Below are 26,239 nucleotides of genomic sequence, written 5' to 3' on the forward strand. Positions count from 1 at the left end.
TCACGAATGTCCCGCAAGCAATCACGCAGGGCCGCGCGCCCAACCCGTCCGGCCCTGAGCCTGCTGCCCCTGGGCGCCCTGGCCGCCGGCTTCGGCCTGGCCTCGGCCGCCATGGCGCAGACCTCGGTCGCGCCTGCTCCCAAGCCCGCCGCCGCCAAGCCCGCCGCTGAAGAAACCGCGCTGCCCACCGTGCGCATCAAGGCCGCGGCCGAGCCGCAGGGCAAGGACGCCTACCAGGCCACCGAGACCCGCATCGGCAAGGGCAAGCAGGACATCCGCGACATCCCGCAATCGCTGACCGTCGTCACCGAGAAGCTCATCGACGACCGCAACCTCGACAACGTCAAGGACGTGCTGAAGAACACCGCCGGCATCACCTTCATGGCGGCCGAGGGCGGCGAGGAAGACATCCGCATCCACGGCATCTCGCTACAAAGCACCGGCGACATCTTCATCGACGGCATGCGCGACCCGGCCTTCTACGACCGCGACACCTTCTTCCTCGACAAGGTCGAGCTGCTCCGAGGCTCCGGCGCGCTGATGTTCGGCCGTGGCTCCAGCGGCGGCGCGGTCAACCAGGTCACCAAGCAGGCGCTGCTGGCCGACCAGAACGAGATCAACATCACCGCGTCCAGCCACGCCGGCCTGCGCGCCGTGGGCGACTTCAACCGCCGCACCGGCGAGACGACCGCCTGGCGCATCGGCACCATGGTCGACCGCGCCGACAACGACGGTGCCGGCAACATGATCAACAAGGTCGGCCTGGCGGGCTCGGTGCGCACCGGCATCGGCGAGACCGACGAGTTCGCGCTGACGGCCTACGCGCTGCAGAACGAGAACGGCATGAACTACGGCATGCCGTGGATACGCCCGACGTCGACCTCGGCCGTGGGCGAGACGACGCTGATGCCCGTGGCCCCGACGGCCTACTACGGCCTGGCCAGCGACCGCAACAAGGGCTCGGCGCAATACGTGATGGGCCAGCACACGCACCGCTTCAACCCCAATGTCGAGTTGGTCACCAAGGCCCGCTATGCGTCGTACACCCGCGATCAGCGCGCCGGCACCGTGCGCTTTGCGGCGCCCAACCTGCAGCCAGGCAGCGTGGCGGCGTCGCTGGCCACTTTCGGCCCGAACACCGTCATCAACCGCGGCACGCAACTCAAGGTGCAAGACCTGCAGACCATCACCGTGCAAAGCGACCTCAGCGCCAAGTTCAAGGTCGCCGGCATGGACCACCACCTGATGACGGGCGCAGATTTCGCGCAGGAGAAAAAGCAGGTCTACAACGACACCCCCGGCCTGACGGGCACACAACGCACGGCCTTCTACGCCGCGTTGGGCCTGACCAAGCCCACCACCCTGGCCGGCACCCCGGATGACGGCGCGACTGTCGACGAATCGCGCCGCCAGATGCTTTCTGCTAGCGAGTACACCTCGCGCAGCGCGGGCGCCTATGTGCAGGACACGATCAGCCTGGCCGAGCACTGGAAGCTCGTCGCAGGACTGCGCTACGACAGCCTCAAGGGCGACTACGACACGTTCAACTACAGCTACAGCGGCGCCGGCGCCAACCAGGGCTACAGCTATTTCGCCCGGACGACGACCGACTCGTACCAAATGAAGATCTCGAAGTGGAGCCAGCGCGCCGCCGTGCTGTTCCAGCCGAGCGCGCAGCTGTCCTTCCACCTGATGGGCGCCACGTCGTTCAACACCTCGGGCGACACCTACTCGCTGAACGCCGCGAACCAGGGCATCCCGCCCGAGAAATCCATCAGCCTGGAACTCGGCGGCCAGTACGACTCGGCGGACGGCAAGCTGACGACGCGCTTCGGCATCTTCCGCGCCACCAAGCTGCACGAGCGCAACACCGACCCGCTGAACACCGACGTCATCACCTTGTCCGGCAAGCGCCACGCCGCCGGCATCGACGTCGACATCACGGGCCGTATCACACCCGAGTGGGAGGTCTTCGGCAGCTTCACGTGGATGCCGGTCGCCAACATCGACATCTCGTCGGCGACCAGCGGCGAGCTCCAGGGCGACCGGCCGTCGCTGACGCCGCGCTACTCCGGCAGCCTGTGGACGACCTACAAGCTCACGCCGCAATGGCGCGTCGGTGGCGGCTTCGTCGCGCGCAGCGGCCAGCAGCCCAACCGCAACCCGGGCTTCTATGCGCCCAAGTTCATCGTCGGCAACCTGATGGCCGAATACACCGTCATCGAAGACGCGCTGCTGTTCCGCCTCAACGTCGACAATGTGGCCAACAAGCTCTACGCCGACACGCTGTACACGGGCCACTATGTGCCGGGCACCGGCCGCATCGTTGCGCTGACGGGCACCTACAAGTTCTGAGCCCCACCCAAACCCGCGCCTCGCCATGCTGCTGAAGATCCCCCAGATCCTCGACACCGCGGGCGTCGCGCGGGCGCGGCAGCTGCTGGCCGCGGCCCCCTGGGCCGACGGCCGCACCACCGCCGGCCGCCAGGCCGCGCAGGTCAAGAACAACGAACAACTGCAGCCCGGCAGCGAACAGCACCGCGAGCTGCAGGCGCTGGTGCTGCAGGCGCTGGAGAAGCACCCGCAGTTCTTCTCGGCGACGCTGCCCAAGCGCGTACTGCCACCGCTGTTCAACCGCTATGCCGGCAGCGCCAACGCCTACGGCAGCCATGTCGACCAGGCCGTGCGCTACCTGCCCGGCGGCGTGCAGCGCGTGCGCACCGACATCTCCTGCACGCTGTTCTTCAGCGACCCGGCCGACTACGACGGCGGCGATCTGGTCATCGAGCACAGCTACGGCGAACAGCGCGTCAAGCTCGCCGCGGGCGACCTGGTCGTCTACCCGGGCACCAGCGTGCACCGCGTCGAGCCGGTGACGCGCGGCGAGCGCCTGGCCAGCTTCTTCTGGATCGAGAGCATGGTGCGCGCCGACGAGCAGCGCCGCCTGCTCTACGAGATGGACATGAGCCTGATGAAGCTGCGCAGCGAACTGGGCGAGACGGCGGAGCTGGTGCAGCTGACCGGCACGTACCACAACCTGCTGCGGATGTGGGCAGACACGTGACGAGCCCGGCGCCACAGATCGAGGCGCTGCCTGACGGCCTCGTCAACTTGGCCGACTTCGAGGCACCGGCCCAGGCTCGCCTTGAAGCCAATGACTGCGCCGGCGCCTGGGCCTACTTGAACGGCGGCGCGGCCGATGAGATCACGCTGCGCGCCAACCGCGCGGCCTGGGATGCCATCAAGCTGCAGCCGCGCGTACTGCGCGACCTGGCAGGCGGCCACACGCGCGTGACGCTGCTCGGCCGCGAGCTGCAGCATCCGGTGCTGCTCGCGCCCATCGCCTACCAGTGCCTGTTCCATGCCGACGGCGAACTGGCCATCGCCCATGCCGCCGCGGCCCAGGGTGCCGGCCTGGTGCTCAGCGCCCAGGCCAGCGTCGACATGGAAGCCGTGGCCGCGCCCATGCGGGCCGACCGCAACGCCGGCCCGCTGTGGTTCCAGCTCTACTGGCGCGACGACCGCGACTTCATGCGCGCGCTCTTGCGCCGCGTCGAAGCGGCCGGCTACCAGGCGCTGGTGTTGACCGTCGACGCCCCGGTGCACGGCGCGCGCGACCGCGAGCGCCGCACCGGCTTCAAGCTGCCGGCGCACATCCGCGCCGTCAACCTCGGCGGCCTCAAGAAGCCGCTGGACCTGCAGCCCGGCCAGAGCACGCTGTTCGACGGCCTGATGCCGCGCGCGGCAACGTGGCGCGAGATCGACTGGCTGCGCGCCGAGAGCCGCCTGCCGCTGCTGCTCAAGGGCGTCACGCATGCCGACGATGCCCGCGAGGCGCTGGCCCGTGGCGTCAGCGGCTTCATCGTCTCCAACCACGGCGGGCGCACGCTGGACACGCTGCCGCCCACCGCCCAACTGCTGCCGCCGCTGCGCGCCGCGCTCGGCCCGGAAGTGCCGCTGCTCGTCGATGGCGGCATCCGCCGCGGCACCGACGTGCTCAAGGCCATGGCCCTGGGCGCGGACGCGGTGCTGCTCGGCCGCCCCTATGTGCATGCGCTGGCGGCCAGCGGCGCGCTGGGCGTGGCCCATGCGCTGCGCCTGCTGCGCGACGAACTCGAGATCGCGATGGCGCTCTCGGGCTGCAAGACTCTCGCCGACGCCGGCCCGGCGCTGATCTGGCCCGGCACTTCCCACTGAGCATTTGCGAAAGGACTCCTCATGAAACGCCTCATCGCCACCCTGACCCTCACCATCACCGCCGGCGCCGCGTTCGCGCACGGCAACGTCTCCTGCCCGGCCGTGCCCAAGGAAGAGAAGAAACCGCAGATGGAACTGCAGAAGAAGCTCGAGGGCGAAGGCTGGAAGGTCCGCAAGGTCCAGAACTACAACGGCTGCTACGAGGTCTACGGCTTCGACGGCAGCGGCAAGAAGGCCGAGGCCTTCTTCAACCCCAAGACCTTCGAGCGCGTCTACCCGGAAGGCGAACAGCCCGCCGACAAGAAGTAAGCGCGCATGGCCGAGGCCGCCCGCGTGCGCGTCTGGGACGCGCTCGTCCGCGTTCTGCACTGGACGCTGGCGGGCGCCGTGGCCACCTGCTGGATCAGCGGCCACTGGCCGCCCAACGCCTTCGATGCGGTGCACCACACCGCCGGCTATGTGGCCGGTGCGGCCGTCGTGCTGCGGCTGGCCTGGGGTTTCGCGGGTAGCCGCCATGCGCGGCTGGAGCAGTTCGTGCGCGGCCCGCGCGCCGTGCTGGCGTACGCGCGCGCGCTGCGCGCCCGCCGCGAGCCGCGCCATCTCGGCCACAACCCGCTGGGCGGCTGGATGGTGCTGCTGCTGTGGGGCGCGGCCGCCGCGCTCACGCTCAGCGGCTGGCTCTACACGACCGACTGGCTGTGGGGCTACGAGTGGCTGTCGGACCTGCATGCCGCCTTGGCGTGGTTGATCGCCACGCTTGTCGTCGGGCACCTGGGCGGTGTCGCGGTGACCAGTTGGCGGCACCGCGAGAACCTCGTCGCCGCAATGTTCAGCGGCCGCAAGCGCGCGCCTTCGGCCGACGACATCGACTGACCCCAAGCCGCGCAAAACCCAGGAATGATGCGGCCCCGCGACAAGCAGGGCCTCAAAGCCTCGATTTCATGGGCCTGTGCGGGTCATCCCCTCTATGAAAGCCTTCTATTCCTCCATGGAGCGCAGTACCATCGCCGCCGCAGGGTGCTAGCGAGTATTGAAGGCTTACGCGGCCTTCACCCACGCCCGGCACATCAACAACCTTTGATGGAGTGAATCGACATGGCAACTGCGAAGAAGGCCGCGCCCGCGAAGAAGGCGGCAGCACCGGCAAAGAAGGCCGCACCGGCGAAGAAGGCGGCGGCGCCCGCGAAGAAGGCGGCGGCTCCGGCCAAGAAGGCTGCGGCACCTGCGAAGAAGGCAGCGCCGGCCAAGAAGGCCGCGGCACCCGCCAAGAAGCGCACGCCCAACGCCGCCTTCATGAAGGCCTTGACCCCCAGCGCCGCGCTCGCGGCCATCGTCGGCTCGGCCCCGCTGCCGCGCACCGACGTGACCAAGAAGGTCTGGGAGTACATCAAGAAGAACAAGCTGCAGGATGAGCTGCAGAAGCGCGTCATCAACGCCGACGCCAAGCTGAAGGAAATCTTCGGCAAGGCCAAGGCCGACATGTTCGAGATGACGAAGCTGATCAACAGCCACCTGAAGTGATACGGCGCCGCGCTTGCCGCGGCCTCGTCCACACAAGCCCGGCATCGCCGGGCTTTTTCGTTTCAGGGCCGCAGCCGGTGGCGCGGGCACCTCATGGGCTCATCCCAGCAGCCGCTGCAAGTCGCTTTGCAGCTTGGCCATGTCGATGGGCTTGAGCCAGTAGTCGGCAAAGCCGGCCTCGCGCGCCGCCCGCACCACATCGCTCGGGTCGTCGGCCGACAGCGCGACCCAGCGCGTGCCGGCCAGCGTGGCGTTCAGCGCTGCATCGGCGCGCACCCGCCGCACCAACTCCAGGCCGGTCATGTCGGGCAGGTTCATGTCCACCAGCACCACGTCGGGCGGGCACTCGGCCAGTGCCGCCAGCGCCTCCTGGCCGGTTTCAGCGCAACGCAGTGCCCAGCCCGGCAGCATGCGGAAGACTTCCTCCATCAGGATCAGATGGATGCGGTCGTCTTCGACGTAAAGCACCAGCGGCGCGGCGCGGTCGGGCATGGGGATCGGGGGCAGCTGCGGGGGGCGGTCGGCACGATAGCAGCAATGCCCACCGCGCCGCTGCCTGCCGCCGGGCAATCGTTCCGGGCTCTTTCCGTGATTTATCTCACCCGCCGTGCACCCCTGCTTTCGGGGGCCTTCAACGCGGATAAACCCTGCATATCCCTAACATTAGGTCCATGCGCCCTGGTTCGGGCGCGTCCCATTGCCAGGCCGTTCGATGTCACTGATTGCCACCCTCGCCCTTGCGGTTTCCGCCGGCGCCACGCTGCCCGATTGCAGCTGGGACCGCCCGGGGGTCAACCCCTTCATGGGCGACGTGGTCGCGGCCGTCGACCGTTATCAGGACATCCCGGTGGCCACGCGTGACAAGCTGAAGGCCCGCATGACAGCGCGCCACTATGACGACGTCGCCGTCATCGAGCGCGACGCCATCCGCGGCCAGGGCCAGGTGGCGTACGCGCCGGAGATCCGCGACATGCATTTCGGCCCCGGCGCCGTCTGCCGCACGGTGACGCGCGCGAAATGGACGCAGAAGACGCAGGAGCGTGGCCTCGTCTACTGCGAGGACGGCCAATGCATCCTCGTGCCCACCGTCTGCCGCAACGTCAGCCGCATCCGCCGCCTGGAAAAGCCCGCGGCGGTGGCGCCGAGCCAGGCCAGCAACGTCGCCTCGTCGGCGCGCGAGGGCGAGGCCGCGGAACCCCTGGAATTCGAAGCGCCGGGTGCCGGCCCGATGGCCGCGGCGGCGCCGGACAGCTTTGCGCAGCAATCCGGCGTGGCGTCGCTGGGCGGCAGCACCGCGCCGGCTGCCGGTGGCAGCCTTGCCGGCGGCTCGCCGGGCACCTCGGCCGCTGGCGGTGGGGGTGGCGGGCCGTCGCCAATCAACCTGGGCATGCCGGCGCTGCCGCCGGGCACGGTGCGCACGGCCGAGGGCCCCGGCCTGCCGGGCGTGACGCCGGCCGTGCCCGAGCCGGGCAGCTGGGCCATGATCGCCGCCGGCCTGCTGGTCATCGGCTACCGCGCCAACCGCCGCCGCCCGCGTTGATCAGCGCTTCCTGATCAACGCTTGAGCAGGGGCGCCAGGTAGCGCCCGGTATGGCTGGCCTCGCAGGCCGCCACGTCCTCCGGCGTGCCGGCCACCAGCAGCCTGCCGCCGCCCGAACCGCCTTCGGGGCCCATGTCGATGAGCCAGTCGGCCGTCTTGATGACGTCCAGGTTGTGCTCGATGACGACGATGGTGTTGCCCGCGTCGCGCAGCTGGTGCAGCACCTTCATCAGCAATGCGATGTCGGCGAAGTGCAGGCCGGTGGTGGGCTCGTCCAGGATGTAGAGCGTGCGGCCGGTGTCGCGCTTGCTGAGCTCCAGCGCCAGCTTGACGCGCTGCGCCTCGCCGCCGGACAAGGTGGTGGCGCTCTGGCCCAGCTTCACATAGCCCAGGCCCACATCCAGCAGCGTCTGCAGCTTGCGCGCCAGTGCCGGCACGGCATTGAAAAGCTGGAAGGCGTCCTCCACCGTCATGTTCAACACGTCGGTGATGTTCTTGCCCTTGTAGAGCACCTCCAGCGTCTCGCGGTTGTAGCGCTTGCCGTTGCAGACGTCGCAGGGCACGTAGACGTCGGGCAGGAAATGCATCTCCACCTTCAGCACGCCGTCGCCCTGGCAGGCCTCGCAGCGGCCGCCGGCGACGTTGAAGCTGAAGCGCCCCGGGCCGTAGCCGCGTTCGCGGGCGGTGTTCATCTCGGCGAACAGCTCGCGGATAGGGGTGAACAGGCCCGTGTAGGTGGCCGGGTTGGAGCGCGGCGTGCGGCCGATGGGCGACTGGTCGACGTTGATGACCTTGTCGAAGGCGTCCAGCCCCTCGATCTCGTCGTGCGCGGCCGGGTCGGCATGGCTCTGGTAGAGCTTCTTGGCGACGGCTGCGTACAGCGTGTCGTTGACCAGCGTGCTCTTGCCCGAGCCGGACACACCGGTCACGCAGGTGAACAGCCCCACCGGGATCTCGACCGTCACGCCCTTGAGGTTGTTGCCGCGCGCGTTGACGATGCGCAGCTTCGCGTCCTGCACCGGCTTGTGGCGCTGCGCCGGCACCTCAATGCGCGCCGCGCCGCTCAGGTAGCGGCCGGTCAGCGAGTTGGGGTCGGCCGCCACCTGGTCGGGCGTGCCCTGCGACATGATGCGCCCGCCATGCACGCCGGCGCCGGGCCCCAGGTCCAGCACCCAGTCGGCGGCGCGGATGGCGTCCTCGTCGTGCTCTACCACCAGCACGGAGTTGCCGAGGTCGCGCAGGCGCCGCAGCGTGGCGATGAGGCGGTCGTTGTCGCGCTGGTGCAGGCCGATGCTGGGCTCGTCCAGTACGTACATGACGCCGGTCAGGCCCGAGCCGATCTGCGAGGCCAGCCGGATGCGCTGCGCCTCGCCGCCGGACAGCGTGTCGGCGCTGCGGTCCAGGCTGAGGTAGTTCAGGCCCACGTCGTTCAGGAAGCGCAGCCGCGAGGCAATCTCGCGCACCACCTTGTCGCCGATCTCGGCCTTGTTGCCCTTGAGCTTCAGGCCCTCGAAGTAGTCCAGGCATTCGCGCAACGTCGAATGCTCGACCTCGTAGATCGGCCGGCCCTTCACGCCGGGCGGCGCGTCGGCCGGCTGCAGCACCACGTGCCTGGCTTCGCGGCGCAGGCGCGAACCCTCGCAGGCCGGGCAGGGCTTCGCGGCCATGTAGCGCGCCAGGTCCTCGCGCACGGCGGCGGAGTCGGTCTCCTTGAAACGCCGCTGCAGGTTGGGCAGGATGCCCTCGAACGGATGCTGGCGCTTGACCGAGCGCTTCTTGCCGCTGGCCGTCTCGGCCTGGTAGACGAACGTGATCTCGTCGGTGCCCGAGCCGTTCAGCAGCACCTGCTGCGCGGTGGGCGGCAGTTGCTCCCACGGCGCCTCGACGTCGAAGCCATAGTGCGCCGCGACCGACTCCAGCAGCGAGAAGGTGTAGGGGTTGCGGCGGTCCCAGCCCTTGACCGCGCCGCTGGCCAGCGACAGCGTCGGGAAGGCGACCACGCGGTCCGCGTCGAACACGGTCACCTGGCCCAGGCCCTCGCAGCTGGGGCAGGCGCCGACCGGTGAGTTGAATGAGAACAGCCTCGGCTCCAGCTCGGGCAGCGAGTAGGAGCAGATCGGGCAGGCGAACTTGCTGGAGAACAGCGTCGTCTCGTTCGAATCCATGTCCAGCGCCAGCGCGCGGCCGTCGGCCAGCCGCAGCGCCGCCTCGAAGCTCTCGGCCAGGCGCTGGCGCAATTGGTCCGCCGCGTCCGCGCGCAGCTTGATGCGGTCGATGACGACGTCGATGTCATGCTTTTCGGCCTTCTTCAGCGCCGGGATGTCCGGCGCCTCGACCGTCGCGCCGTCGACGCGAAAGCGCACATAGCCCTGGGCCTGCAGCTCCTGGAACAGCTCGACGAACTCGCCCTTGCGGTCACGCACGACGGGCGCCAGCAGCATCAGCTTGGACTCGTCCGGCATGGCCAGCAGGGCGTCCACCATCTGGCTGACCGACTGCGCCTCCAGCGGCAGGTCGTGGTTGGGGCAGAAGGGCGTGCCGGCGCGCGCGTAGAGCAGGCGCAGGTAGTCGTGGATCTCGGTGACCGTGCCCACCGTGGAGCGCGGGTTGTGGCTGGTGGCCTTCTGCTCGATGGAGATGGCGGGCGACAAGCCCTCGATGACGTCGACATCGGGCTTGTCCATCAGCTGCAGGAACTGGCGCGCGTAGCTGGACAGGCTCTCGACATAACGCCGCTGGCCCTCGGCATACAGCGTGTCGAACGCCAGCGACGACTTGCCGGACCCGGACAGGCCCGTGATGACCACCAGCGCATGCCGCGGCAGGTCGACGTCGATGTTCTTCAGGTTGTGCGTGCGCGCGCCGCGCACGCGGATGAATTTCGACTCAGGGGGCGACATGGCAGTTTTCACAATCGAACCGGCCATGATAGGTGGCCAGAATGCGACCCACAAAACTACCCGTGAGTGTCGGATGTCTGTGATCCTGCGTGCCGCGGTGCTGGCGCTGTCCGTCCTGGGCTGGGCCGCGCCCGTCCTGGCCGAGCCGCCGCCTGCCAAGGCCTTCTTCAGCCGCCCGGCGCTGCGCGCGCCCAAGCTGAGCCCCAGCGGCCGCTACCTCGCCGTGCAGTCCTCCGGCAAGGAGGACCGCATGTTCCTGGCGGTCATCGACCTGCAGACGATGGAAACCGCCAAGGTGGTGGCGGCCTTTCGCGATGCCGACGTCTACCAGCATGACTGGGTCAGCGAGGACCGGCTGGTGCTGCAGGCCAGCGAGTCGCCGGACGGGTCCCGCCGCGTGGACAACCCCGGCCTCTGGGCCGTGAACCGTGATGGCAGCGAGTTCCGCCAGCTCATCCAGGCGAACCAGTACACCTTCACCACGGGCACGCTGATCAACGACCGCCGGCTCGACGCCAACTACCGCTTTTTCAAGACCTTGCGCGACGGCAGCAGCGACGTGCTGGTGCTGCGCCTGCCCTGGTCCCACGAAGCGGACCGCGTCGGCCTGCAACTTTCAAGGCTGGACACGAAAACCGGCCAGGTCAAGAACCTCAGCCAGGGCGCGCCCGAGCATGTCGGCGAGTGGCTGGTCGACTGGCGCGGCGAGCCACGAGCCGTCGAGGCGACCGTCCAGGGCCGCGCGAGGATCTACCGTCGCGAGGCCGATGGCCAATGGAAGCTCTGGATCGATGACGACGCGCACCGCCGCCAGCAGTTCGAGCCGTACTGGTTCGGGCCCGACGGCGTCGTGCTGGTCACGGCCGGCTACGGCGGCACCTCGGCCCTCTTCAAGCTCGACCCGCAGACGAACAAGCCGGAACCGCAACCGTTGGTGCGGCTGGACGGCTACGACTACCACGGCCGCCTGATCTTCGATCCGGTCGCCAGGAAGTTGCTCGGCGTCCGCTATGAAACGGACGCCTTCGGTACCGCCTGGGTGGACGCGTCCATGAAGGCCATCCAGGCCGACATCGACGCCAAGCTGCCCGGCTTCGTCAACCTGATCGACTGCGACCGCTGCCTCGACGCACCGTTCCTCGTCGTCAGTGCCATGTCCGACCGGCTGCCGACGAGCTACTGGATCTACAAGCCCGCGACCCAAACCCTGCAGCCGCTGGGTCGTGCGCAACCCGGCCTCAAGATCGCCGACATGGGCGAGCGCGACGTCGTGCGGTTCAAGGCGCGGGACGGCCTGACGCTGCCGCTGCTCGTCACGCAGCCACCCGGCCCCGCGGCCCGCCGTCCCGCCGTCGTGCTGGTGCATGGCGGGCCCTATGTGCGCGGCACGCACTGGGCCTGGGAGCCGGATGCCCAGTTCCTGGCCAGCCGCGGCTATGTCGTGCTGGAACCCGAGTTCCGCGGCAGCAGCGGCTACGGCTGGGAGCTGTTCCACGCCGGCTGGAAGCAATGGGGCCTGGCCATGCAGACGGACCTGGCCGACACGGTCGCGTTCGCCGACAAGCAGGGCTGGATCGACCGCTCGCGCGTTTGCGTCATGGGCGCGAGCTACGGCGGGTATGCGGCTTTGATGGGTGCCGTCACGCAGGGCGACGTGTTCAAGTGCGCCGTCAGCTGGGTCGGCGTGACCGACATCGGCCTGATGGACAGCATCCACTGGAGCGACTTTTCCGAAGAGTGGAAGCAGTACGGCATGAAGCGCCTCGTGGCCGACGTCGCCACCGACGCCGAGCAGATCCGCCAGACCTCGCCGCTGCAGCGGGCCAAGGAGATCAAGATGCCGCTGCTGGTGGCCTATGGCGGCCTCGACCGCCGCGTGCCCATCAAGCACGGCACCGAGTTCCGCGCCGCCCTGCGCCCCGACCAGCCCATCGAATGGGTCGTCTACCCGGACGAGGGCCATGGCTGGTTCAACCTCAAGACCAACGAGGACTTCTGGGGCCGCGTCGAGCGCTTCCTCGGCAAGCATCTGGCCGCGCCGAACTGACGGTTCATCCGCGCCGCCTGCAGCTGGCGGCGCGGCTGCGGCGCTTCATCGCAGCGCCGTGGCGGCGCGCGGCTTCGTTGCCGAAACTGCTTCCATCGACACAGCAATCCCGCTGTGCAGACCCCGAAAGGAAGCATCATGAAAGCCACCGTCCTCATCCAAGCCGCCGCCGTCGCCGCCTTTGCCTTCACCGCCTTCGCGGCCGGCGCGGCATCGCAGGACGTCAAGACCCTCCCCCGGGTCGTCGTCACCGGCAAGGCCACGCAGCAAGTCGCTCACCTGCCGCGTGTCGTCGTCACCGGCTACGCCGCCCGCGACGTCGCCCAGGTCCAGCAGCTGCCGCGCGTGACCGTCGTCGGTGTCAGCGAAGCCACGCTGCTGCGCCAGCAGACCCTGGCCGCCGCCAAGAGCAGCGCCCGCCGCGCCTGAGCCAACGCATGACGATGCCCCACACGCCCCATCCACGAGCCGAGTCGCCGGCGCAGCAGGCCGGCGGCCGTTGCTGTGCCGACGAGTCGGCTTTTGGGTCACACCAGCGCCTACGTCTGTGAAAGACAATCGGGCTTCTTCATCGGAGCCCGCTTGTGAAAGAAGAGCTGCGCAAACGCCGGTCCTGGCTGGATGGCTTCATGGCTTATCCGGCCCCGGCAGGCCTGAGCGAAACCCAGCTGCGCGAGAACATCATCCTGCTCGACCAGGCGCTGTACGCGCTGTGGCATCTGGGTGACAACCTCATCTACGCTTGGACACCCGAGGCCCGTGGCCTGCGCGTGCTGGTCGCGCCGCACCAGATGCTGACGGAGTACGCCGTCGGCGACGGCACGCTGGCGCCCGCGGAGGTGACGCGGCGCGCGCGGCTGCTGGACAAGCTGCTGTCCAACCAGGACCACCTCGACACCCATGCCTTCGACGCGGTCAGCGCGGCGCTGAGCATCGCGCCGCGCCTCATCGATCTGCCGTTCGCACCCGAACGCGGCCTGGGCCTGCCGCTGATCGCGGCCATCGCGGCGCGCTACGGCATCCGGCTGGTCGAGGACCGTGCCGTCATCCTGTTCGACGCCGTCGGCTTCTCGCTGCTGACGCCGCTGCAGCAGGTCGTGCAGCTCAACAGCCTGTCCTGCTCCGTGAACGCGGCCTACGCCAAGCTGCTGGACCGCGAGATCAACATCAACTTCGCCCGCACGACGACGGGCGACGGCTTCTACATCTGGAACCGCATGCGCGGCGTCGAGGCCAATGTGGAGCTTTACCAGCTGATGCAGTTCATCCTGGCCGACAACGCGCTGGCCCGCGAGCGCGCCACGCGCCCGGAGTCGGTACCTCGGCTGCGCGCCTGCTTCCATGTCGGCTCGCACTACGAGTTCTACCAATCCGAAGGCCTGAACCCGACCTCCTTCAGCTATTTGGTCGGCCAGGTCACGATCGAGCTGGCCCGCATGATCGACAACGCCCAGCCGGGCCAGATCCTGGTCGGCAAGTTCAACACTCTGATGCACGACGAGGCCAGCGGCGCGGACGTGCGCATCGACAGCCTGGACTTCGTCGAACGCACCCGCGCGCCGTTGCGCAGCCTCAACGGCCTGAAGCTCGCCGGCTCCGAGGTCGACGAGATCGCCTGCTACCTGACCGGCCGCCGCGACGACATGGGCCTGTGGGGCATCAGCGAATACGCGATCGCCGACAAGCACGGCCTGATCCACCGCGTCTACAACGCCAAGATCAACATCCACCGCCGCAACGGCGAGCCCATCTACCTGGGCCTGCGGGAGGAAGACCTGCCCCCCGACGCACCGCGCACGGTGGCCGACACGGACTTCACATCGCTGCAAGCTTGAAAAGGATTCCGCCCATAGAGCGGGGCCTCCAAAAAGCCACTTGTTCTTACGAATTTGCGGGGGCGCAATAGCTAGGATGACTGGCGCCGTGACCGAGTCCCACGCCCCCTTTACTGCTCCTTCAGCCAACGCACCCGCCCCAAGCCCCGCCACGCAGGGCCAGCGCCGGCTGCTGACCCTGCTTTTCGTCGACCTGAGCGGCTCCACGTCCATGGCCGAGTGGATGGAGGCCGAGCACTACGCCACCATGCTGGCCGGGCTGCGGGCGCTGTACGAGCGCATCGTGCCGCACCACGGCGGCGTCATCGCGCGCATCCAGGGCGACGGCATGCTGGCCGTATTCGGCCACCCCGAGGTGCGCGAAGACGACGGCCGCCGCGCCACCGAGGCCGCGCTGGAGCTGCATGCCGCCGTGCGCAGCCTGGTGCCGCCTGGCCCGAAGCCGGCCGGCTTCCCGGGCCTGACGCTGCACAGCGGCATCCACGCCGGCATCGTGCTCGTCAACGACGGCGACCAGATGCGCGGCCGCTTCGAGCTGCTGGGCAACGCCCCCAACATCGCCGCACGGCTGTCGGAAGCCGCCAAGGCCAACGAGATCATCGCCAGCGAGGAGAGCCTGGGCCTGCAGAGCCAGTTCTTCGAGACCGGGCCGCGCTTCCTGCTGCAGCTGCGCGGCCGGGCGACGCCGCTGGCGGCCTACCGCGTGCTGGGCCGCGCCGCGGTCGGGCGGCGCTTCGACGCCAGCGTGCGCCGCGGCCTGGCGCCCTTCGTCGGCCGCGACGCCGAGCTGGCCACGCTGGATGCCGCGCTGGCCGCCGCGCTGGCCGGCCGCACGCTGTGGCTGGGCATACGCGCCGGCGCCGGCGTGGGCAAGACCCGGCTCACCGAGGAGTTCCTGCGCCACGCGCATGCCCAGGCCGACCAGGCGCTGCGCATCCACCGCGGCTACTGCGAGAGTTATCTCAGCGCCGAGCCGCTGCAGCCCTTCCTGCAGATGCTGCGGCACATGGACAGCCCGGCCCCGGGCGAGGACATGCCGCCCGAGCTGTTCGCCGCCCAGCACAGCGCGCCGGGCCAGCGCGCCGACGCGCTGCTGGCGCTGCTGCTGGCGCTGGCACGGCGCACGCCCCAGCTGGTCTTCATCGACGACCTGCAATGGGCCGACGACGCTTCGCTGCGCCTGCTGCACCGGCTGCGCGCGGGCGCCGCGGCGCAGGGGCTGCCGTTGCTGCTGCTGACCGCCAGCCGGCCGCAGCCGGCGCTGCCCGGGGCCAACGACGGTGATGCCGAGATCATCGAGCTGCCGCCGCTGACCGAGCTGGAGGCCGCCCGCGCCGTGCAGCAGCTGCTGCCGCAGAGCGACCCTTTCATCGCCGCGGAAGTGCAGCGCCACGCCGGTGGCAACCCGCTGTTCATCGAGGAGCTGTGCCACGCGGCGGCCGACACCGGCGAACGTCTGGTGGAAGGCCAGAGCAGCTCGGCCTGGCTGGCCGCGCTGGTCGAGTCGCGCGTCGGCCGCCTGCCGCCGGAGCAGGCGCAGCTGGTGCGGCTGTCCGCCGTCATCGGCAATGTCATCCCGGTCTGGCTGCTGCAGGCCCTGACGGGCTGCGGCGAGCAGCACCCGGCCGTGCAGGCGCTGGCTGCGCAGGACTTCATCTTCCCGGACCAGACGCCCGGCCACCTGCGCTTCAAGCACGGCATCACGCGCGACGTCATCTACGAGGCCACCGGCCTGCACGAGCGCCAGGCCCTGCACCGCCACATCAGCGCCCAGCTCAGCGCGCGCGGCGGCGCCGCGGGCCAGCTGCATGAGCAGCTCGCCTATCACGACGCCGCCGCTAACGACTGGCCGGCCGCCGCCCACCATGCCGAGGCCGCCGGCGACCAGGCCCTGGTCGCCTCGGCGCTGGACCGTGCCAAGAAGCAGTTCCGCGCCGCGCTGGCCGCGCTGGAGTTCCTGCAGACCCCGGAAGAAGACGACGGCCAGGCGCGCGAACGCCGCCGCCGCTGGGTCGGCATCGCCCAGCGCCTGGGCATGGCCTGCGTGTTCGACGCCTCGCAGGACGACCTGCGGGTGCTCAAGCACGCGGCCGCGCTGGCGCAGGCCGATGGCGAGCCCGGCCTCATCGCGCGCACCGAATACTGGCTGTCCTATGTCGGCTACGCACTGGGTGAGACGCGCGACAGCCTGGCCCACGCCAACGCCGCCGTCGCCGTCGCCCAGCGCTGCGGCGACGACGCGCTGCTGGCGCAACTGCCCGGCACCGTCGGCCAGTTGCAGGCCGCCGCCGCCAACTATGCCGAGGCGCTGCCGATGCTGGACCTGGCCATCGCCCGCCAGCGCCAGCGTGCCAGCAAGAGCCCGGCCAACCAGATCGGCCTGTCGTACTCGCTGTGCTGCCGCGCCTATGTGCTGGGCGACCAGGGCCTGTTCGAGCAGGCGCACGAGGTGTTTGCGGAGGCGCTGGCACCCTTCGACGGCAGCGGCCATGCGGTCGAGGCCAGCATCCAGGGCTGGCGCGCCGCGGTGTTCCTGTGGCAGGGCCGCTGGGCCGAGGCGCGCGGTTCGGCTGCCACGGCCCACCGCGTCGGCGCGCAGGTGCGCAGCATGTTCACCTGCGCGATGGGCCATGCCGCCGGTGCTTATGGCGCCTGGATGCAGGACGCCGACGCGACCGCGCGCCAGCGCATCCTCGACGCCACCGCCTGGCTGGCGCCGCGCGGCGGCGGCCTGTACAGCAGCTTCAACCACGGCTGGCTCGCCGACATCCTGTCCACGCAGGGCGACGCCGGCGCGGCGCGGCACCATGTCGCGATGGCCCTCAAGCGCGGCCGCCAGCACGACTGGATCGGCGGCGCGATGGCCTACCGCGCCGCAGCCCGGCTGGCGGCGCGTATGGGCGATGTGCCGCGCGCCAAGCGCTATCTCGGGCTCGCGCGCGGCGCTGGCGAACAGCGCAATTCGGACCATGAGGCCGCGGTGACGGCGCTGCTGGAAGCCGAGCTGAAGCTGGACGACAGCTGGCAGGCTGCGCTGGAACGGGCGCGCTCGGCCTTCGAGCGGATGGGCATGACGGGCTTCCTGGAGCGCGCCCAGCGGCTCTGACCGCAGGTACCGCCCGGGGCTCAGAGGCCCAGCGCCACCACCGTCGGCGACCCCGTGAAGCGCATGACGCCAGCGTCCAGCACCGCGGCGATGACGCCCAGCATGACGCCCATGCCCATCGCATAGCCCGGGCAGGCATGCGGCGGCGGGCCGTTCGGGTCGGCGCGGTCGCCGCCGAAGATGAGGTGGTGACGCAGCGGGTCTTGCTGGGTCGCCGAGCCTATGCCCAGCACCAGCGTGCGGCCGGCGGCGATGTCGACGCTGCCGAGGCGGTGCGCCTCGGTGGCGCGGCGCCAGACCTGGAAGGGCGTCGGGCGCTGGTTCAGCGTCGCGACCAGCGCCGGGCGCAGGCGGGCGACGGCCTCGATGTAGCGCTGCTCGGGCGCCACGTCGGCCGGCACCTCGTGCCAGACGGGCTGCAGCTCCCACAGCTTGCGCGTCTGCACCCAGGCGGCCAGCGCGGTCAGCAGGTTGCCGTGCGTCGTCGGCGGGAAGCCGAGCATCACGCCGGCCAGCGTGCGCGCCGGCAGGTCGGCCGCGGCGCCCGGCACCGCCGCGGCTGCGGCGACGATCTGCTGCGTCAGCGGCGGCAGCTGCTCGGCCGGCGTGTGCGCCAGCCAGCCGGTGATGGCAGTGAGCAGGCCCTTGCCGGCGTCGCGCCCGGCTTCGCAGACGGCGGGGCTGGGATGCGGGCCGAACACATAGCGCGACACGCGGAAGAACTCGCGCGGGCAGCGCGGCGCTTCCGGCTGCGCCGGCAGATGCGGCTCCGACGCCCAGACGGCAACGCCATCGGGCTGGCCGAACCACGCGCGACACAGCCCGGCCATGACGCCTTCACTGAGGCGCTCGAAATCCAGCGGCGTGTCGCTCGGCACGTCGACGGCCTTCTGGCTGGCGGGGAAGGCGGCCAGCAGCCGGCGAGCCTCGTCCTTCAGCTTGTCCAGGCCGGCGCTGGCGGCGCCGTAGGCCTCGGTGAAGGCTTCGGCCTCGCCGATGCGCTCCAGCGCGGCATTGACGGCGGGCGCCTGCTCGCGGTGGCCGTTGTCGTCGTCCATGCCGAGAAAGCCCTCGCCCAGCGACTCGCGCATGCGCTCGCCGTAGCCACGCACGGAATAGCGCGCCGGCTGGTTGCGCAGCACGTCCTGCACGCGTTCGGCGGCGCCGACGAGCACGCCATAGGCCGTGTCGGCCACGCCGCCGGGCTGCGCGCGCACCCAGGCCCAGGCGGCGTCGCGGGTGTTGGTGTCTTCCAGCCAGCGCTGCCAGGCGGTGAAGTCGTGCGGGTCGGGCGCGCGCAGCGGCGCGGCCACGGGCGCCGGCAGCGGCAGGGGCAACTCCACGAGGCTGGGCAGCGCGCGCAGCGCCGGCAGCGACGGCACGAAGAAGTAGGCGCCCCATTGCAGCGTGACGAAGGGCTGGTCGCCGAGGTCGATCTCGTAGGCCTTGCCGTCGTGCTCGAAGGGGTAGAGGCGCCGCCCGAGGCTGGCGTCGGCCACGCCCAGCAGCGGGTCGCTCTGCGCCGAATAGCCGCCGCTGGCGTTGCCGCCGGCCATCCAGCGCTGCACGACCTCGAACTGCTCGGCCAGGTGGGCGTTGTAGGCCATGAAGACGAGGCCGCGGTCTTCCCGGTCGTTGGCGTCCGCGTCACTGGGCGGGGCGCCGTAGCTCATGCCGCGGCGCAGCAGCCGCGGCATGCGGCCGGCCAGCGAGGACTGCGGGTCCTGGTCGCGCGGGTTGGCGCGGCGGATGTGGGCGTGGAAGGGGCACAGCGCCCCCTTGCCGTCGTGCTCGTAGTTGAAGTCGTTGACGGCCTTCTCGTCCGCCAGCGGCCGGCCATCGGGCCAGCGGCCCATCAACTTGGCCATCACCAGATCGAACGGCAGCTTCATGCGCTCGGCCTCGGTCCTCACGCACTGCCTGAACCGGCCGGTGTACTGGCGCAGCTTGCGCAGGGCGAGGAAGCTGCCGCCATCCAGCAGCGCGTCCGCCCGCTCGGGCACCGGATAGCCCTTGTCGCGCAACGTCGGGAAGCCCAGCATGATCTCGCCCTCGGGCACCCGGTCCTGCCATTTGTCCTGCGGCGCGGCCTCCACGCTGGGCTGGCTGATGCCGTCCTTGAAGCCGAAGTTCTCCTTGTCCAGGCCGTTGCTGCGCATCGGCTCGATGGCCATCACGGCCAGGCCCGTGCCGGTGACCAGCGCCAGCCGGGCGGCCTCGATGCGCGCCTGGTCGTCGTCGGTCAGCGTCTCGCCGGCGCTCGTGCTGTCGAAGCGGATCTGCACCACCAGGTGCGCGTTGGCGGGGTCGAAGCGGTCGCGGCCGTTCACATGCAGCGCCAGCGGCCAGTGGCTGGGGTGGTTGTGGCGCACGTCGCCCAGCAGGCCGGCACGCGCGGCCATGCCTTCCCTGAAGGCCTGCGGGAAGCGCGCCAGCCGCGGCTCCGGGATGCCCAGCGCCTTCAGGCCGGCGAGGCTGAAGGCGATCTGCCGCCAGACGCCGTCGGCGCCGGAGTCGCCGCCTTCGTGGTCCACCGGCGCCGTGGCCAGCCAGGCCAGCGCCTTGGCCGGTTGCTCGATGCGCATCAGCAGCAGCGCGCCGCGGTTGGTCTGGAGCTTAGTCAGCATGCCGGCCTGCAGGTCGGTCTTCTTGAAGGTGAGCTGGCGCACCTGCGGCTTGGGCGTCTCCAGCGGCGTCTCGAACCAGGCCAGCATCTCGTGGTGGCGGCGCCGCAGCAGCTCGCCGGGCGCGTCGCCGGTGCCGGCCGGGAACTGGGCCTTCGTGTCCAGCGCCTTCAGCTCGAACAGCACGTCCTGTGTCGCGCGCAGCAGGCAGGCACCATCCGGCGCACCGGGGCGGAAGAAGCGCTGCAGCGTGAACAGCCCCGCCAGCGGCACCAGCCCGCGTGCGGCCATCGCGAAGCGCTCGTCCTTGCCCTTGGGCAGCGCGGCCACCTGCCCCGACGATGGCACGCGCAGCCGGTCTGCCTTGAGTTCACCCGCGTGGCCGCGCTGGCAGGCTTCCAGCCTGGCGAGGTACTCGGCGTCGGCCACGGTGCGGCTGGACTCGATGAACAGGAAATCCGCCGAGACCTCGTGCGCACGCACCCAGCGCGAGTAGGCCTCGAAGCTGCACCCACAGGACAGCGGATAGCCCTCGGTGTGGCAGAGGATGAGGTCCAGCGTGGAGCCGAGCTGGTCCCAGATGACCCGCATGTACGGCTCCCAGCCGCCGTCGAAGTTGACGCTGAGCAGCAGCCGGTCGGGCGCACCGTCGACGCCGTCGATGACCGTCCAGCGGAAGCTGTGCACGATGCGCCAGCGCGCCACGATGTCGGTGTAGGGCGAAGCCGGCGCGCTCGACTCGCGCGAACCCAGCCGCAGGCCGTTGAGCGTGCGCAGCACCTTGCGCAGCCGGTCCACGTAGGTGACCACTTCCAGCGCATCGACGAAGCCTGGCTTGATGTCGGCCAGCAGGTTCAGGTCTGTGATACCGCCGAGTTGAACGTCGTTGCCGCGTGCCATGGTCTTGCTCCCCAGATTGCGGGCCGAGTATGCGAGTGCGTCCGGGCGCACGGCGCCGCCGTCGCCCACAAGTTTGATTAGGGAGCACTGAACAGGCCCCTCGCACGCGGGGACTCGTTCAGCGCTTCCTGGGCTCTCGTCCGCCACAACTGCAGCTCACGCCCGAAAACACGCAACCTATCGCAAACCCTAGGACCTGCGATGCCTGCGCCGGCACAGTCACGTCCATCGACACCGGAGAGCACCATGAACCGCATCAGCACCACCACCAGCCGCACCCGCCTGCAAGCCGCCAGCGCCGCCGCGCTCGTGGCCCTGACCGCCCTGACCGGCGCGGCATGGATGACGATCAGCGCGCCGGACGACGGCCCGGCGGTGATCCAGCTGGAGCGCGTGGTCATCGAAGGCACGCGCAGCCACACGGCCGAGGTGAAGCAGCTGCCGCGCGTGGTGGTGGTGGGCCGTCGCGATGCGAGCGCCGATGGCGCGCAAGTCGCCAGCGCCTGCGTCGCCCCGGCCGTCTGCTGACGCGCTAGACCGGTGCCGGCCGGTCCGGCGGCGCGCCCTGCTCGCATTTGCGGCAGTCGAGCGTCCGGCCGATCACGCCGGCCCGGCCTTGCGCAGTCTGCGTCCAGGGCCGGTTCTGCCACGGTGGGTCATGGCGCGTGTGCTGGTTGTGGCCGCAGGCCAGCTCCGCCACCCAGTGGCCCTGGTCGTCAAGATGGAACCCCGTGATGGGCTTGTCCATCAACGTCCCAAAACCCGCAGGATCTCGCGGCCGTAGGCCTCGAGCTTCTTGGCGCCCACGCCGCTGATCTCGCCCAGCTCCACCAGGTCGCCCGGCATCGCGCGCGCCATCTCGGCCAGCGTCGTGTTCTGGAAGATCACATACGCCGGCAGGCCATGCTCCTTGGCCACCTCCGAGCGCCAGGCCTTCAGCGCCTCGAAGCGCTCCTGCGCCTCGGCATCCAGGCCCAGCGCCGGGTCGACCTTGGGCTTGGCACCGCCACGTGACGCCTTGCCGCGCGGCTTCTTCTCCTCCGCCTCGCGCAGCCTCACCTCCACCTCGCCCTTGAGCACCGCGCGCGCGCTGTCCTGCAGCGCCAGCGTGTTGAACTCGCCCTCGGCGGCCACATGGCCCAGCGCGATCAGCTGGCGCAGCACGGCCCGCCACTGCTGCTCCGACAGGTCCGCGCCGCAGGCCCAGGTGGACAGCTTGTCGTGCGCGTATTGGCGGGTCTTGTCGGTCGCCTTGCCGCGCAGCACGTCGATGAGGTGGCCGGCGCCGAAGCGCTCGCCGCGCTGGTGGAAGCGGTAGATGCACGACAGCAGCTTGCGCGCCGCCTCGGTCGCGTCCCAGGTGGTGGGCGGGTTCAGGCAGTTGTCGCAATTCCCGCACCGGACGCTCTGCTCGCCGAAATAGCCCAGCAGCCGCACGCGCCGGCAGTCCGTCGCCTCCGCCAGCGCCAGCAGCGCATCGAGCTTGCCGCGCTGGCCCTGCTTGAAGACCTCGTCCGCCGGGCTGTCATCGATCATGCGGCGCTGGTTGACGACGTCGGCCAGGCCATAGGTCATCCAGGCCTCGGCCGGCGCGCCGTCGCGGCCGGCGCGGCCGGTCTCCTGGTAGTAGCTCTCGATGTTCTTGGGCAGGTCCAGGTGGGCGACGAAGCGCACGTCGGGCTTGTCAATGCCCATGCCGAAGGCGATGGTGGCCACCATGATCAGTCCCTCCTCGCGCAGGAAGCGGTCCTGGTGGCGGCGGCGCACGTCGGCGTCCAGCCCGGCGTGGTACGGCAGCGCGTTCAGGCCTTCGGACTTCAGCCACTCGGCCGTCTCGTCCACCTTCTTGCGGCTCTGGCAGTAGACGATGCCGGCCTCGCCCTCGTGCTCGTCGCGCACGAAGCGCAGCAGCTGCTCGCGCGGCGACGCGTTCTTCTCGACGATCAGGTAGCGGATGTTGGGCCGGTCGAAGCTGCTGATGAAGACGCGCGCGTCCTGCAACTGCAGCCGCTCGATGATGTCGGCCCGCGTCAGGTCGTCGGCCGTGGCGGTCAGCGCGATGCGCGGCACGTCGGGGAAGCGCTCGTGCAGCAGGCTCAGCTGCAGGTACTCCGAGCGGAAGTCGTGCCCCCACTGGCTGACGCAATGCGCCTCGTCGATGGCGAACATCGACAGCAGGCCGCGCTCGTGCAGGCTGGCCAGCTGCGCCAGGAAGCGCGGCGTCGTCAGCCGCTCAGGCGCGGCGTAGAGCAGCGTCAGGCGCCCGCTCATCATTTCGCGCTCGATGCGGCTGGCCTCCTCGCCGGTCTGGCTGGAGTTCAGGAAGGCCGCATGCACGCCCGCTTCCTCCAGCGCTCCGACCTGGTCGTGCATCAGCGCGATCAGCGGGCTGACGACGATGGCCACGCCCTGGCCGCGCGTGTGCCGCACGATGGCCGGCACCTGGTAGCACAGGCTCTTGCCGCCGCCCGTCGGCATCAGCACCAGCGCGTCGCCACCGGCAGCCACCTGCTGGACGATCTCGGCCTGCTGGCCGCGGAAGGCCGTGTAGCCGAAAACTGCTGACAGGACCTGGTGCGCGGCGGATTGCAGGTCGTCGGTGGGGCTTGGAAGATGCAGGGGCGGATTCACGCCGCGATTGTCCCAGGAGCTCACCCGTGACCCCATCCGATAAAGCCGCCGAGCTGCGCGAGCGGTTGATCCGCAATTTCAACGACGTGCCGCGCGAACGCCTGCTGCGCCCGCCACGCTACGACACCGAGACGGCCAGCCTGTCCGACGGCACCGCCGCCAAGAAGCTCGGTGCCGGCTTCGACATCCTCGCGCCGGGCCAGATCGCCTGCCCCTACCACTTCCACCACGCGCAGGAGGAGATGTTCGTCATCCTGCAGGGCGAGGCCACGCTGCGGGTGGCGGGCGAGGAGGTGCCCATCAAAGCCGGCGACGTGATCTTCGTGCCACCCGGGCCGGAGTACCCGCACCACATCGTCAACACGTCGGACGCGCCGCTGCACTACCTCAGCATCAGCACGCAGGAGCGGCCGGAGGTCTGCGAGTACCCGGACTCGGGCAAGGTGGGCATCTTCACGCCGGGGTTGCGTTTCCTGCAGAAGCGCGACGCCGGGCTGGACTACTGGGACGGCGAGCCGTGAAACGGCAATGCGGCGGCAGCCCGTCGCGCGGGTTCTGAGCTGCTCGGACAATCGGGCGCATGCCCCATGCCGTGTCTCTTCTCCGCGCCGCGCGTCTGGCGAGCGCCACCAAGCCGTTCCTGGCGCGCGGTGGCTTCAAGCGCGAGCGTTGCGAGGGTTGCCGATTGGTCCCTACGCACTGCATGTGCGCCTTGCGCCCGTCGGTCAACACCCGCGCCGCGGTGTGCCTGCTGATGGCCGATATCGAGCCGCTGAAGCCGACCAACACCGGCTGGTTGGTCGCGGATGCGATCACGGATACGTTCGCCTTCGGCTGGTCGCGTACCCAGCCCGATCCGGCGCTACTCGCCCTGCTCGCCGATCCGACGTGGGACTGCTACGTCGTGTTCCCAGGCCAATACGCCGCGCCGGAACGCGTGGTGCATGCCGTCCAGCCGCACGCCGCGGGCGAGGATGGCGCGCTCAAGCGGCCGCTGCTCATCCTGCTGGACGGCACCTGGTCCGAGGCGCGCAAGATGTTCAGCCGAAGCCCTTACCTGAACCCCATGCCCGTGCTCAGTCTGGCGCCCGCCGAGGCTTCGCAATACAGGCTGCGCCGTTCACGCTGCGGCGACCATTTCTGCACCAGCGAGGTTGCCGCGCGGTGCCTCAGCCTCGCGGGCGACGAGGCCGCCGGCAAGACGCTTGAGGCCTACCTGGGCGTCTTCACGCATCACTACCTGCAGGCGAGGAATCAGTTGCCCGTCGTCCGGGAAGGCCTGGCGCACCAGCGCCTGGACGAGGCGATCGCACGGCAGGCTGCATGAGAGGGGTCCGCCGGAGCTCGGGTCAGTAGTGCGGGGGCAGCTCGTCCCGCAGGTTGGCCTGCACGCCCGGTTCGGCGGCGGCGCGGTCGCGCAGTTCCACCAGCTCGCGGATGAGCCGGTCGATCTGCGCCTGCTGGCGCGTGACGACCTGGTTGAGCTGCTCGACGGTGTCCTCCGCGAAGCTGAGCTTGATTTCCAGGTCGGTGATGCGTTGTTCGAGGTCTTGCGGGTCGTCCATTGCGGCATTGGGCCAGAAATCAGGCCGCCCAATCTTTCAGCGCCCGCTCCATGTCTTGCAGACCCTGGCGCGCCAGCAGGTAGAACGACAGTCGGCCGGGCGCGGGCCAGCGGCCGCTGCCGCGCAGCGGCGCGGCCAGGTCGGCCGGAATGGCCGACTGGTTGAGGCAGCCCACGCCCCAGCCGGCGCGGATGGCGGCCACGGCGCCGTGGCTGCCAGTGCAGCTCAGCCGCAGGTGATGCGGCCGGCCGGCGCGGGCCAGCGCGGCCAGCGCCATGCGCCGCACCGGGCAGTCCGGCCCCAGCAGCACCAGCGGCACCGGGCCATCGCCCACCGCGGCGCCCGCGCCGGCCGCGGCCACCCAGGACAGCGGCTCACGGCGCAGCAGCCGGGCGCCGGCCAGCGGCGCGTCGCTGGTGACGATGGCCAGGTCCATCTCGCCGGCCGCCCACAGCTGCTGCAGCGCCGCCGAGCTGGCCCACAGCACCTCCAGCCGCGCGTCGGGCGCCTGGGCCTGCAGCAGCGCCAGCAGCTCGGGCAGGCGGTGGGGCATGAAGTACTCGCTCAGGCCGACGCGCCGCAGCACCGGCCCGGCCGCGGGCTGCACGGCGGCCCGGGCTTCGTCCTGCAGCGCCAGCAGCCGCATGGCGTGGGGCAGGAAGCGCTCGCCCGCCTCGGTCAGTGCAAGGCGCCGTGTGCTGCGCTCGGCCAGGCGCACGCCGACGCTGGCCTCCAGCTGCTGCAGGTGGGTGCTGACGGCGCTCTGCGTGCGGTGCACGCGCTCGGCGGCGCGCGTGACGGAGCCGGACTGGGCCACGGCCACGAAGCTGCGCAGCCACAGGGGGTCGATGTCGGTCATGGGTCATTCATCCGCGTTTTCGATGAATCGGCTCGAATCATCCTGCTTCACTGATGGATCGTGCGTGCCTAGACTGACCTTGTCAACATCTGAAAAGGAGCCCCTCATGCCCTACATCCACATCCAGATCTCCGGCGAAGCCGACGACAAGCTGGCCGCCGACGTCGCCACCAGCGCCTCGGACCTGACCGCGCGACTGCTCGGCAAAGATCCGTCGCTGACCGCCGTCGTCATCGACTTCATTCCCGCCAAGCGCTGGTTCGTCGGCGGCCACCGCCTCGACGGGCGCGATGAGCGCAGTTACCACTGGATGGTCAGCATCACCGACGAGACCAACACCAAGAAGGAGAAGGCGGCCTACCTGCAAGCCGCGCACGCCAGCATGGGCGAGCTGCTGGGATCGGTGGCCGAGCATTCCTACGTGCACGTGGCCGACCTGCGCGCCAGCGCCTACGGCTACGGCGGCCAGACGCAGGAGCATCGCTACCAGCATCCGGGCGCCTGAGCCGTGCGC

Annotated in this window: 22 protein-coding genes; 15 read left to right on the plus strand and 7 right to left on the minus strand. The window is 70.2% G+C overall.

Annotated features, from left to right (window positions below):
• Positions 1-6 precede the first annotated feature (6 nt).
• From ASD35_RS14130 to ASD35_RS14155, 6 genes are all read left to right on the plus strand, one after another.
• Complete coding sequence (locus tag ASD35_RS14130; protein WP_056875584.1) at positions 7-2,355, plus strand: TonB-dependent siderophore receptor; 2,349 nt, start codon at positions 7-9, stop codon at positions 2,353-2,355.
• A gap of 25 nt (positions 2,356-2,380) precedes the next feature.
• Positions 2,381-3,064, plus strand: coding sequence for a Fe2+-dependent dioxygenase (locus ASD35_RS14135; RefSeq protein WP_056875585.1), 684 nt, complete (start codon positions 2,381-2,383; stop codon positions 3,062-3,064).
• Positions 3,061-4,197, plus strand: a complete 1,137-nt coding sequence (locus ASD35_RS14140) for an alpha-hydroxy acid oxidase (protein ID WP_056875586.1) — start codon at positions 3,061-3,063, stop codon at positions 4,195-4,197. Before ASD35_RS14135 ends, ASD35_RS14140 begins: the two co-directional genes overlap by 4 nt.
• Positions 4,198-4,218: 21 nt before the next feature.
• Positions 4,219-4,506, plus strand: coding sequence for a PepSY domain-containing protein (locus ASD35_RS14145; protein WP_056875587.1), 288 nt, complete (start codon positions 4,219-4,221; stop codon positions 4,504-4,506).
• A 6-nt stretch (positions 4,507-4,512) separates the two neighbouring features.
• Entirely contained in the window at positions 4,513-5,070 is a 558-nt protein-coding gene (locus tag ASD35_RS14150; RefSeq protein ID WP_082580154.1) for a cytochrome b/b6 domain-containing protein, read from the plus strand.
• A gap of 222 nt (positions 5,071-5,292) precedes the next feature.
• A complete protein-coding gene (locus ASD35_RS14155) occupies positions 5,293-5,718 on the plus strand; it encodes an SWIB/MDM2 domain-containing protein (protein WP_056875588.1) in 426 nt (141 codons plus the stop codon).
• A 99-nt stretch (positions 5,719-5,817) separates the two neighbouring features.
• Here the strand turns inward: ASD35_RS14155 and ASD35_RS14160 are convergent, their stop codons facing one another.
• Positions 5,818-6,210 carry a response regulator gene (locus ASD35_RS14160; RefSeq protein WP_056875589.1) on the minus strand — a complete coding sequence of 131 codons (393 nt, stop codon included), beginning with the start codon at positions 6,208-6,210 and terminating at the stop codon, positions 5,818-5,820.
• Positions 6,211-6,430: 220 nt separating this feature from the next.
• Here ASD35_RS14160 and ASD35_RS14165 point away from each other — a divergent pair, with 220 nt between their 5' ends.
• Positions 6,431-7,258 (plus strand): MHFG family PEP-CTERM protein, encoded by an 828-nt coding sequence (locus ASD35_RS14165; protein ID WP_056875590.1) that lies wholly within the window; start codon positions 6,431-6,433, stop codon positions 7,256-7,258.
• A 14-nt stretch (positions 7,259-7,272) separates the two neighbouring features.
• Here ASD35_RS14165 and uvrA read toward each other — a convergent pair whose 3' ends face one another.
• Positions 7,273-10,158: an excinuclease ABC subunit UvrA gene (uvrA, locus tag ASD35_RS14170; protein ID WP_056875591.1), complete on the minus strand. Its 2,886-nt coding sequence runs from the start codon at positions 10,156-10,158 to the stop codon at positions 7,273-7,275.
• 73 nt (positions 10,159-10,231) lie between these two features.
• Here uvrA and ASD35_RS14175 point away from each other — a divergent pair, with 73 nt between their 5' ends.
• The 4 genes from ASD35_RS14175 (at position 10,232) to ASD35_RS14190 (ending at position 17,146) form a co-directional block, all read left to right on the plus strand.
• Complete coding sequence (locus tag ASD35_RS14175; RefSeq protein ID WP_056875592.1) at positions 10,232-12,205, plus strand: alpha/beta fold hydrolase; 1,974 nt, start codon at positions 10,232-10,234, stop codon at positions 12,203-12,205.
• 138 nt (positions 12,206-12,343) lie between these two features.
• Positions 12,344-12,634 (plus strand): hypothetical protein, encoded by a 291-nt coding sequence (locus ASD35_RS14180; RefSeq protein ID WP_056875593.1) that lies wholly within the window; start codon positions 12,344-12,346, stop codon positions 12,632-12,634.
• 200 nt (positions 12,635-12,834) lie between these two features.
• On the plus strand, positions 12,835-14,040 hold the full coding sequence (locus ASD35_RS14185; protein WP_157275565.1) for a hypothetical protein: 1,206 nt from the start codon (positions 12,835-12,837) through the stop codon (positions 14,038-14,040).
• Positions 14,041-14,128: 88 nt separating this feature from the next.
• A complete protein-coding gene (locus ASD35_RS14190) occupies positions 14,129-17,146 on the plus strand; it encodes an adenylate/guanylate cyclase domain-containing protein (protein WP_162254464.1) in 3,018 nt (1,005 codons plus the stop codon).
• A gap of 20 nt (positions 17,147-17,166) precedes the next feature.
• Here ASD35_RS14190 and ASD35_RS14195 read toward each other — a convergent pair whose 3' ends face one another.
• Positions 17,167-20,670, minus strand: coding sequence for a Dyp-type peroxidase domain-containing protein (locus ASD35_RS14195; RefSeq protein WP_157275566.1), 3,504 nt, complete (start codon positions 20,668-20,670; stop codon positions 17,167-17,169).
• A gap of 246 nt (positions 20,671-20,916) precedes the next feature.
• On the opposite strand from ASD35_RS14195, the gene ASD35_RS14200 reads away from it, so the two are divergent.
• Positions 20,917-21,198, plus strand: a complete 282-nt coding sequence (locus ASD35_RS14200; RefSeq protein ID WP_056875597.1) for a hypothetical protein — start codon at positions 20,917-20,919, stop codon at positions 21,196-21,198.
• A gap of 4 nt (positions 21,199-21,202) precedes the next feature.
• Here the strand turns inward: ASD35_RS14200 and ASD35_RS14205 are convergent, their stop codons facing one another.
• Positions 21,203-21,418, minus strand: coding sequence for a DUF3565 domain-containing protein (locus tag ASD35_RS14205; protein WP_056875598.1), 216 nt, complete (start codon positions 21,416-21,418; stop codon positions 21,203-21,205).
• Positions 21,418-23,301 carry a DNA helicase RecQ gene (recQ, locus tag ASD35_RS14210; RefSeq protein WP_056875599.1) on the minus strand — a complete coding sequence of 628 codons (1,884 nt, stop codon included), beginning with the start codon at positions 23,299-23,301 and terminating at the stop codon, positions 21,418-21,420. The genes ASD35_RS14205 and recQ overlap by 1 nt, the downstream gene beginning before the upstream one ends.
• A gap of 26 nt (positions 23,302-23,327) precedes the next feature.
• Here recQ and ASD35_RS14215 point away from each other — a divergent pair, with 26 nt between their 5' ends.
• Entirely contained in the window at positions 23,328-23,822 is a 495-nt protein-coding gene (locus tag ASD35_RS14215) for a cupin domain-containing protein (RefSeq protein WP_056875600.1), read from the plus strand.
• A 59-nt stretch (positions 23,823-23,881) separates the two neighbouring features.
• Positions 23,882-24,628: a tRNA-uridine aminocarboxypropyltransferase gene (locus ASD35_RS14220; RefSeq protein ID WP_056875601.1), complete on the plus strand. Its 747-nt coding sequence runs from the start codon at positions 23,882-23,884 to the stop codon at positions 24,626-24,628.
• Between the two features lie 22 nt (positions 24,629-24,650).
• On the opposite strand, the gene ASD35_RS14225 is transcribed toward ASD35_RS14220, so the two are convergent.
• Together ASD35_RS14225 and ASD35_RS14230 are read right to left on the minus strand one after the other, a co-directional pair.
• On the minus strand, positions 24,651-24,866 hold the full coding sequence (locus ASD35_RS14225; RefSeq protein ID WP_056875602.1) for a SlyX family protein: 216 nt from the start codon (positions 24,864-24,866) through the stop codon (positions 24,651-24,653).
• Positions 24,867-24,885: 19 nt separating this feature from the next.
• Positions 24,886-25,725 carry a LysR family transcriptional regulator gene (locus ASD35_RS14230; RefSeq protein ID WP_056875603.1) on the minus strand — a complete coding sequence of 280 codons (840 nt, stop codon included), beginning with the start codon at positions 25,723-25,725 and terminating at the stop codon, positions 24,886-24,888.
• Between the two features lie 106 nt (positions 25,726-25,831).
• Between ASD35_RS14230 and ASD35_RS14235 the strand changes: the two genes are divergently transcribed.
• The gene (locus tag ASD35_RS14235) at positions 25,832-26,230 is read left to right on the plus strand and encodes a 4-oxalocrotonate tautomerase family protein (protein ID WP_056875604.1); all 399 of its coding nucleotides are present in this window, start codon (positions 25,832-25,834) and stop codon (positions 26,228-26,230) included.
• The last annotated feature ends 9 nt before the right edge of the window (positions 26,231-26,239 follow it).

This window comes from Pelomonas sp. Root1444 (genome assembly GCF_001426885.1).
GTDB lineage: Bacteria > Pseudomonadota > Gammaproteobacteria > Burkholderiales > Burkholderiaceae_C > Pelomonas.